We start from the raw sequence: 8,399 nt of genomic DNA, 5'->3' as shown, positions 1-8,399 counted from the left end.
CACTCGCCCCCACGCAGCCCCTCGCGACCCACTCGACCCGCGCCGGCCACCGCCCGCCGGGCAAGGAGCGCCGGATTTGATGGTTGACGCACATCACAACCTCACCTAGTGTTTTCATACAACAGAAGTTCGCTTCCGCATCCCGAAATTTACAGAGGACGGGACACGCTACCGCACACAGGAGGAACACCGTGAGCTATACCGTCAACGCCTCGATCTTGCTGACAGACCGCCCCGTCAATGAGCGACCACAGGCCGTGGCGGACGCCGGGTTCACTCGAGCAGAGTTCTGGTGGCCGTTTCAGACGCCGACCCCGTCCGACGCCGAGATTGAGGATTTCGTGGGCGCCCTCGATGGCGCCGGCGTGCAGCTGACCGGATTGAACTTCTACGCGGGCGATATGCCCGGCGGGGAACGTGGAGTCCTCTCCCAGGAGTCGCGCTCGGAGGAATTCCGCGCCAACATCGACCCCGTTCTCAAGATCGCCCGCGCTACCGGTTGCAAGGCATTCAACGCGCTCTACGGCAATCGCGTGGACGGCGAGAACCCCGCGGCCCAGGACCGCTTGGCCGTCGAGAACCTGCGTCGCGCGGCAGACGCCGTGGCCGCAGTCGACGGCGTCGTCCTGGTCGAGCCGGTGTCGGGAACCGACGCCTACCCGTTGAAGACCGCGGCCGACGCCCTGGCCGTCATCGCCAAGGTCGACCGGGACAACGTCAAGCTGCTCGCCGACTTCTACCATTTGGCCGCCAACGGTGACGACGTCGCGCGCGTCGTCGAAGACCACGCCGCCGAATTCGGCCACATCCAGATTGCGGACCACCCGGGCCGCAACGAGCCCGGGACCGGCGACCTTCCCCTCGAACAATGGATCACTCGTTCCGAGGAGCTGGGGTACCAGGGCGTGATCGGTCTCGAGTACAAGGCCTCGCAGGAGGACCCGTTCGCGTGGCTTCCCCGCGAACGCCGGTCCTGAACGCCCGGCTTGAACGTCCCCAGCACTCAACCGCCCGAGCACTACCGAGAAAACGCAGCAAGAACTCAGAAGGAGAAGGACATGACCAGGATCGCAGTCATCGGATTGGGAATCATGGGACTGCCCATGGCAAAGAACCTCGTCGCGGCGGGCCACGACGTCGTCGGCTTCAACCGCTCACCGGAGAAGGCGCAGACGCTCGCCGAGGCCGGCGGAACCGCGGCCGATTCCGTGGCCGACGCCGTCAAGGGCGCCGAGGCCATCATCACCATGGTCCCGGACTCCCCCGACGTCCGGGCCGTGGTCGAGGGCGACGACGGGGTCTTCGCGAACGCCGACAACGGTGCGCTCTGGATCGACGCCTCCACGATTCGACCCGACATCGCAGGCGAATTGGCTGACGCGGCACGCAATGCCGGGTTGCGTCCCTTGGATGCCCCGGTGTCCGGCGGCGAACAAGGCGCGGTCGACGGCGTCCTGTCCATCATGGTCGGCGGCGAGAACGCAGACTTCGAGGCCGCCAAGGACGTGTTGGACGTCGTCGGCTCCACGATCGTGCACGTCGGACCCTCCGGTTCGGGCCAGACCGTCAAGGCGGCCAACCAGCTCATCGTCGCGGGAAACATCGAACTCCTGGCCGAGGCGGTCGTGTTCCTCGAGGCCTATGGAGTCGACACCGACGCGGCGCTCAAGGTCCTCGGTGGCGGACTGGCCGGGTCCAAGGTTCTGGACCAGAAGGGCCAGAAGATGCTCGACCGCAATTTCGACCCCGGGTTCCGGCTCGCACTGCACAACAAGGACATGGGGATCGTCACTGCCGCAGCCCGGGAGGCCGGGGTGACCATTCCGCTGGGCGGTCTGGTGGCCCAGTTGGTCTCGGCCCTTGTGGCCCGCGGCGACGGCGGCCTGGACCACTCCGGGCTGTTCAAACTGGCCCAGGACCTCTCCGGAACCGACCAGAAGTAGGGACGTCGAGCCCGCGATCGGACGCGGAGCGGACCCGAAGACAAGGAGAACATCATGAGCAAGATGCGCACAGTCGACGCCATCGTGGCGATCCTCGAGAAGGAAGGGGCGACCGAAGCCTTCGGCCTGCCCGGCGCCGCGATCAACCCGCTCTATTCGGCCATGAGAGCCCACGGCGGCATCCGCCACACGCTGGCCCGCCACGTCGAAGGGGCCTCGCACATGGCCGAGGGCTACACCAGGGCGGCTCCGGGCAACATCGGCGTCTGCATCGGCACGTCCGGGCCCGCCGGAACCGACATGATCACGGGCATGTATTCGGCCTCCGCCGACTCCATCCCGATCCTCTGCATCACGGGTCAGGCTCCGGTGGCGAAACTCCACAAGGAGGACTTCCAGGCCGTCGACATCTCGTCGATCGCCGAGCCTGTCACCAAGATGGCCATGACGGTCCTGGAGCCCGGCCAAATTCCGGGTGCCTTCCAGAAGGCCTTCTACCTCATGCGTTCCGGACGTCCGGGACCGGTTCTTCTGGACCTGCCACTCGATGTCCAGCAGGCGGAGATCGAGTTCGACATCGATCTGTACGAGCCGCTGGTGGTCCCGCGGCCCTCGGCGAGCCGTGCGCAAGCCGAAAAGGTCCTGGACATGCTGTTCTCTGCGGAGCGGCCTCTGATCGTGGCCGGCGGCGGCGTCATCAATGCGGACGCATCGGACAAGCTGGTCGAACTGGCGGAGCTGCTGAGTGTGCCCGTGGTCCCCACCCTGATGGGATGGGGCACCCTTCCGGACGATCATCCGCTCATGGCGGGGATGGTCGGCATTCAGACCTCGCACCGATACGCCAACGAGACGTTCCTCGAATCCGACTTCGTTCTGGGGATCGGAAACCGGTGGGCCAACCGCCACACCGGGTCGCTCGACAAGTACCGGGAAGGCCGGACGTTCGTGCACATTGACGTCGATCCGACCCAGATCGGTCGGGTCTTCTCCCCTGATCTGGGCATCGCCTCCGATGCGGGCGCGGCCCTCGACATGCTTCTCGAGGTCGCGCACGAGCGCAAGGAAGGCTTCTCGGTTCCGGACTTCGGCGTCTGGGCCAAGGAATGCGCGCACCGCAAGGGGCTCATGCAGCGCAAGACTCACTTCACCGAAACCCCGATCAAGCCCCAGAGGGTGTACGAGGAGATGAATTCGGTCTTCGGCGAGGACGTGACCTACGTTTCCACGATCGGTCTCTCACAGATCGCCGGCGCCCAGTTCATGCACGTGTACGGTCCGCGCCGGTGGATCAATGCCGGGCAGGCCGGCCCCTTGGGATGGACATGTCCAGCGGCCCTGGGTGTGGTCCGGGGGCAGCCGGGCCGTACCGTCGTCGCCCTGTCCGGGGACTACGACTTCCAGTTCATGATCGAGGAATTGGCGGTCGGGGCGCAGTTCAACCTTCCGTACGTGCACGTGGTCGTCAACAACTCGTACCTGGGGCTGATCCGTCAGTCGCAGCGGGGGTTCAAGATGGAGCAGGACGTCTCCCTGGCGTTCGACAACATCAATTCCCCGGAGACGCAAGGATACGGCGTCGACCACCTCAAGGTCGTGGAAGGGCTCGGCTGCAAGGCCATGCGCGTCACGGATCCGGAGAAACTCAACGAGACGCTGTCCTCGGCGAAGGCTCTGTCACAGGAGCACCAGGTGCCCGTGGTGGTCGAGGCGGTCCTGGAGAGGATCACGAACATCTCGATGGGCACCGAATTGGACAATGTGACGGAGTTCGAGGCCCTGGCCGAGTCCGGCGAGGACGCCCCGACCGCGATCTCGGTCATGGACTGACCACGGATCATCATCAATCACGGGACGTCGGGGCGGGCTCGCCTTGAGCACCCCGACGTCCCACCGCACCGAGTCTTGGGAGGCAGCAGTGCGCATTGTGGTCGCACCGGACAAGTTCAAGGGGTCTGTCACGGCCCGCGAAGCGGCCGAGCACATGGGCGAGGGCATGCGACAAGCCCTCCCCGACGCCGACGTCGTTCTTCTGCCCGTCGCCGACGGCGGCGAGGGCACGCTCGACGCCGCGGTAGAGGCCGGGTACGAGCGGCGCGAGATGTCCGTGACCGGCCCCGTCGGGCGCGCCGTGGACGCCGCATGGGCCCGGCGCGGAAACGAGGCCGTGATCGAGATGTCCCTCGCTTCGGGGCTCGCGGCCCTCCCGCAGGACGCACAGGGCGAGCCCGTACCGGCTCCCCTGGACGCCACGAGCCGCGGCACGGGAGAACTGGTGCGCGCCGCGCTGGACGCCGGATGCACCCGCATCGTTCTCGCCGTGGGCGGCAGCGCAACGACCGACGGCGGCGCCGGACTGCTGGCCGCGTTGGGGGCTCGGCTGTTGGATTCCGCAGGCCATGACCTTCCCGATGGTGGTGGTTGCCTGGCCGAGCTGGACAGGGTGGACGTCACGGAGATTCACCCGCGGGTCGCCGACGCCGAGTTCGTGCTCGCGGCCGACGTCGACAACCCGCTCACCGGCCCCCGTGGAGCGGCGACCGTTTTCGGGCCCCAGAAGGGAGCCTCCGAGCGGGACATCGCCCGGCTCGAATCCGGCCTCCTCCGCCTGCGGGACGGGCTCGCCTCGACGCTCGGCAAATCCGCCCGGCGCGCCGCGGATGCCGCGGGAGCGGGTGCTGCGGGCGGCACGGGCTACGCCGCACTTGCGGTCCTCGGGGCTGTACGCCGACCCGGTATCGACGTCGTTCTCGACCTGGTGTCGTTGCGGGATGCCGTCCGGACTGCGGATCTGCTGGTCACGGGCGAGGGCAGCCTCGATGAGCAGAGCCTGGGCGGAAAGACACCTCTCGGGGTGCTCGCGGTCGGCGATGCGGCCGACGTGCCGGTCGTTGCCGTCTGCGGCAGGACCACGTTGCCCTGGCCTCTCCTGCGTGACACGGGGTTCCGGGCGGTGTACGTGCTGTCGGCGCTGGTCGACGAGCCGCACGCTTCGATGCGAGAGGCTCCTCGACTGCTCCGGGAGGTCGGCGGCTCCGTGGCTCGGGAGCACACGACCGACATGCCGTGGGCTTCGGGCAACTCTCCCGAGCCCGATCATTCGACCACGTCGCTGTGACGGGTATCATTCCCAGTCACGGAAGGAGACCATCATGAACGCCAAGAACGGTTCCAAGAATTCCGGTTCCACGGATCGCAACCCTTCCGGCCGCCGCGCCAAGGGTGCATCGGACGCGACCGCTTCAGGGCAGACCTCGGCCGAGGATTCTACGACGCAGACCTCGCGCGACTGGGCGGTCACGCCCGAGGACAACGCGAAGAAAGCAATGAGAACGGTGCGTTCGAAGGTCAAGGACTCTGCATCCTCGCCGGAGCCCGAGAACTCCCCTCACGCGACCGCACGGGAGAATTCCCAGAGGTCCGCGGCCGAAGACCGGCAGTCCCAGATGGAATCCGCGCGGGCCGAGCAGCTTCGCTTGGCCGAACGGGCCAACGACCCGGAGCGCATCCGCGAACTCATCAGCACCTACATCACGCGACACGGCTCCGGGGACGAATCCGCGGACGCATCTGTGGAGGCTTCCGCCCGGGATACCGGGGTTGCCGCGGGCGACGCCGGGGCTTCGGGCCGCTCCACGGGTTTCGACCTCGTGGTCCGTGGCCGCCAGGTGTCCTGCGGCGACCATTTTTCCCCGCGCGAGGTGGCCGTCCAGGACGGGAAGATCGTGGCGATCGAACCGCTGGGCGCGAACCTCGAAGCCTCCGAGGTGGTGGACCTGGCCGACGACGAAACCCTGATTCCCGGCCTGGTGGACACGCACGTGCACGTCAACGAACCAGGTCGGACAGAGTGGGAAGGTTTCGCCAGCGCCACTCGGGCGGCCGCCGCGGGCGGCGTCACGACCATCGTGGACATGCCGTTGAATTCGGTTCCCGCCACCGTGAACGCCCCGGCCCTGGAGTACAAGCGGTTGTTCGCACGCAACAACGCGTTCGTGGACGTGGGGTTCTGGGGCGGCGCGATTCCGGGGAATCAGAAGGATCTGCGGTCCCTTCACGACGACGGCGTCTTCGGGTTCAAATGCTTCCTGCTGCACTCCGGGGTGGATGAATTCCCGCACCTCGAGGCGGACGAGATGGAAGCGGACATGGCCGAAGTCAAGACCTTCGATTCGTTGATGATCGTCCATGCGGAAGACTCCCGCACCATCGACAAGGCCCCCAGTCCGAACGGGGACGTCTACGACAGGTTCCTGAAATCCCGACCTCGTGGAGCGGAGAACATCGCGATCGCCGAGGTGATCGAAAGGACCCGGTGGACGGGCGCCCGATCCCACATCCTCCACGTCTCCTCCTCCGACGCACTGCCGATGATCGCCACGGCGAAGCGCGACGGCCTCGACATCACGGTCGAGACCTGCCCTCATTACCTGACGCTGTTGTCCGAGGAGATTCCCGACGGCGCGACGGCGTTCAAATGTTGCCCTCCCGTCCGCGAAGTCGACAACAGGGAGAAGCTCTGGGAGGGGCTGCTGGACGGAACCATCGACTTCATCGTCTCGGACCACTCCCCCTCGACGATCGAGCTCAAGGACCTGGGCAACGGGGACTTCGGCGTGGCCTGGGGCGGCGTCTCCTCACTACAACTCGGCCTGTCCCTGATATGGACCGAAGCCCGACGCCGCGGCATACCGTTGGGCCGGGTCCTCGACTGGATGTCACGACATCCCGCCGAACGCGTGGGTCTGCGCTCGAAGGGTCGCTTGTCCCTCGGGTACGACGCCGACTTCGCAATCTTCGCCGCGGATGACAGCTTCGTGGTCGATGCCGCACGGCTCAACCACAAGAACCCCATCACCCCTTATCAGGGCAAGGTTCTCTCCGGTAGGGTTCGCAAGACCTACGTCGGTGGCAAGCCCGTGGACTTCGAGACGCCCACGGGACGGTTGCTCGACCGGGGAACGGCCTGAGCACGCACTCTGGAACGCCAGGGGGCGGCGTCGTCGTCCTCGAAATGTACGGAACAATCGAAGGAGTTTTCATGTCGAACGAACTCAGCACAGGCGATGTCGCGCCCGCCGTCGATCTGACGGCCCACGACGGCAGCACCGTCACCATCGGTGGCATGCACGACCAGGATTCTGTGGTGTACTTCTTTCCCAAGGCCTTCACCCCGGGCTGCACGACCGAAGCCTGCGACTTCCGCGACAACCTCTCCTCCTTGCCCGCCAAGGTTTACGGGGTCTCCGGAGACAGCCCTGAAGAGCTGGCTCGTTTCGTCGAGGAATACGATCTGGCCTTCACTCTGCTCTCCGATCCCGATCACGCGGCCGCAAAGCAATGGGGCGCGTGGGGCGAGCGGACGATCAACGGCGAGACGTCGGAAGGTCCGTTGAGGTCGACTTTCGTGATCGACGCCGCCGGCACGGTTGCGCGCGCCGAGTACAACGTGAATGCCGAGGGCCACGTCGCGCAGCTCGCGTCGGAGCTGAACAGCCAGTAGTCAGGCCGACGATTCATTCCTCGGGTCGCGGCCTCCGCGTGAGACGCTGGGAGCATGACTGTGCATCAGGAGTCGCCGTGGGGCATCGATGAATACGATGTGCCGGAATACCTCCTGTGCATCGGGCAGTCCGAAGCGGTCCACGGCGAACCGAGCGCGGACCTACTGCGAGACCTGCACCGAGCGCACGTCGAGACGTTGCCGTTCTCCAACGTGCAGGTGCTCTTGGGTGACCATCCGGGCGTCTCCCCCAGCAGCGTGCAAGCGTCCTTGATCACCAGCCGTCGCGGGGGCTACTGCTTCGAACACGCTCAGTTGTTCTCCGGGGTCCTGGAACGCCTGGGTTTCGACGTGCGGCGCTCCCTCGGGAGGGTCGGTTCCCCCAGCAACACCAGGACCCATATGACGGTTGTCGTGACGATCGACGAGGTCCAGTACCTGTGCGACCCGGGATTCGGTTTCAGCGTGCGTGAGCCGATGCCGTTGATCGACGGGCGCCCCCATGTGGAGGGCGACCGCGAATTCACCGCGGTACGCCACACCGAGACGGCAGGGCAGGTGTGGGAGTTGCGGCGGGACGGAGAACCGCAGCACTTCAGCGACGGCCTCCCGGTGGTACCGGTGGACGTGCATGCAGGGCATCTGACCACGTCCCGCGACGGTTTCGGGCCATTCATGGATCACCTGATGGTCATGCGCCACACCACCGAGGGCCACGTGACGGTCACGGAGGAAGCCCGGACGGTCCGCCGAGCGGGACGCGCGACCCGGAGGGAACGCCTGTCGCCTGAGGCCACGATCGACGCCGTCCAGGAACTCGGGGTGCGTATAACTGACCCCGAAAGAGCGACCCTGATCGAGCAGGTCGCAGAGATGCGCCGCTCCTGATCCCCGCTGCCGGAGTGCGTTGCCGGAGTGCGGTTTGCTTGTGGGGTTTCCGTGCGGGGGCGGGG

Annotated in this window: 7 protein-coding genes; all 7 read left to right on the top strand. The window is 66.4% G+C overall.

The window, feature by feature from the left end; all coding sequences use genetic code 11:
* Positions 1 to 191 precede the first annotated feature (191 nt).
* The 7 genes from EWU68_RS12865 to EWU68_RS12835 all read left to right on the top strand — a co-directional run bounded on the left by EWU68_RS12865 (position 192) and on the right by EWU68_RS12835 (position 8,334).
* On the top strand, positions 192 to 977 hold the full coding sequence (locus tag EWU68_RS12865) for a hydroxypyruvate isomerase family protein (protein ID WP_129316591.1): 786 nt from the start codon (positions 192 to 194) through the stop codon (positions 975 to 977).
* A gap of 9 nt (positions 978 to 986) precedes the next feature.
* Positions 987 to 1,943, top strand: coding sequence for a 2-hydroxy-3-oxopropionate reductase (locus tag EWU68_RS12860; RefSeq protein WP_274542750.1), 957 nt, complete (start codon positions 987 to 989; stop codon positions 1,941 to 1,943).
* A 54-nt stretch (positions 1,944 to 1,997) separates the two neighbouring features.
* The gene (gene gcl / locus EWU68_RS12855) at positions 1,998 to 3,773 is read left to right on the top strand and encodes a glyoxylate carboligase (RefSeq protein ID WP_129316587.1); all 1,776 of its coding nucleotides are present in this window, start codon (positions 1,998 to 2,000) and stop codon (positions 3,771 to 3,773) included.
* Between the two features lie 88 nt (positions 3,774 to 3,861).
* Entirely contained in the window at positions 3,862 to 5,061 is a 1,200-nt protein-coding gene (locus tag EWU68_RS12850) for a glycerate kinase (RefSeq protein WP_129316584.1), read from the top strand.
* Positions 5,062 to 5,593: 532 nt separating this feature from the next.
* Positions 5,594 to 6,913 (top strand): allantoinase AllB, encoded by a 1,320-nt coding sequence (gene allB, locus EWU68_RS12845; protein ID WP_129316593.1) that lies wholly within the window; start codon positions 5,594 to 5,596, stop codon positions 6,911 to 6,913.
* A gap of 71 nt (positions 6,914 to 6,984) precedes the next feature.
* Positions 6,985 to 7,446: a peroxiredoxin gene (locus EWU68_RS12840; protein WP_129316582.1), complete on the top strand. Its 462-nt coding sequence runs from the start codon at positions 6,985 to 6,987 to the stop codon at positions 7,444 to 7,446.
* Positions 7,447 to 7,500: 54 nt separating this feature from the next.
* Positions 7,501 to 8,334: an arylamine N-acetyltransferase family protein gene (locus EWU68_RS12835; protein WP_129316579.1), complete on the top strand. Its 834-nt coding sequence runs from the start codon at positions 7,501 to 7,503 to the stop codon at positions 8,332 to 8,334.
* Positions 8,335 to 8,399 lie beyond the last annotated feature (65 nt).

The sequence above is a fragment of the Rothia koreensis genome (genome assembly GCF_004136575.1).
Taxonomy (GTDB): domain Bacteria; phylum Actinomycetota; class Actinomycetes; order Actinomycetales; family Micrococcaceae; genus Rothia; species Rothia koreensis.
Note: the sequence above shows the minus strand (reverse complement) of the source record. Positions and strands in the feature narration are given on the sequence as shown.

Bases quoted from the DNA above. Each gene is read 5' to 3' on its own strand.
- gcl (WP_129316587.1), top strand. From the start codon at position 1,998: ATGAGCAAGATGCGCACAGTCGACGCCATCGTGGCGATCCTCGAGAAG.
- EWU68_RS12840 (WP_129316582.1), top strand. From the start codon at position 6,985: ATGTCGAACGAACTCAGCACAGGCGATGTCGCGCCCGCCGTCGATCTG.
- EWU68_RS12835 (WP_129316579.1), top strand. From the start codon at position 7,501: ATGACTGTGCATCAGGAGTCGCCGTGGGGCATCGATGAATACGATGTG.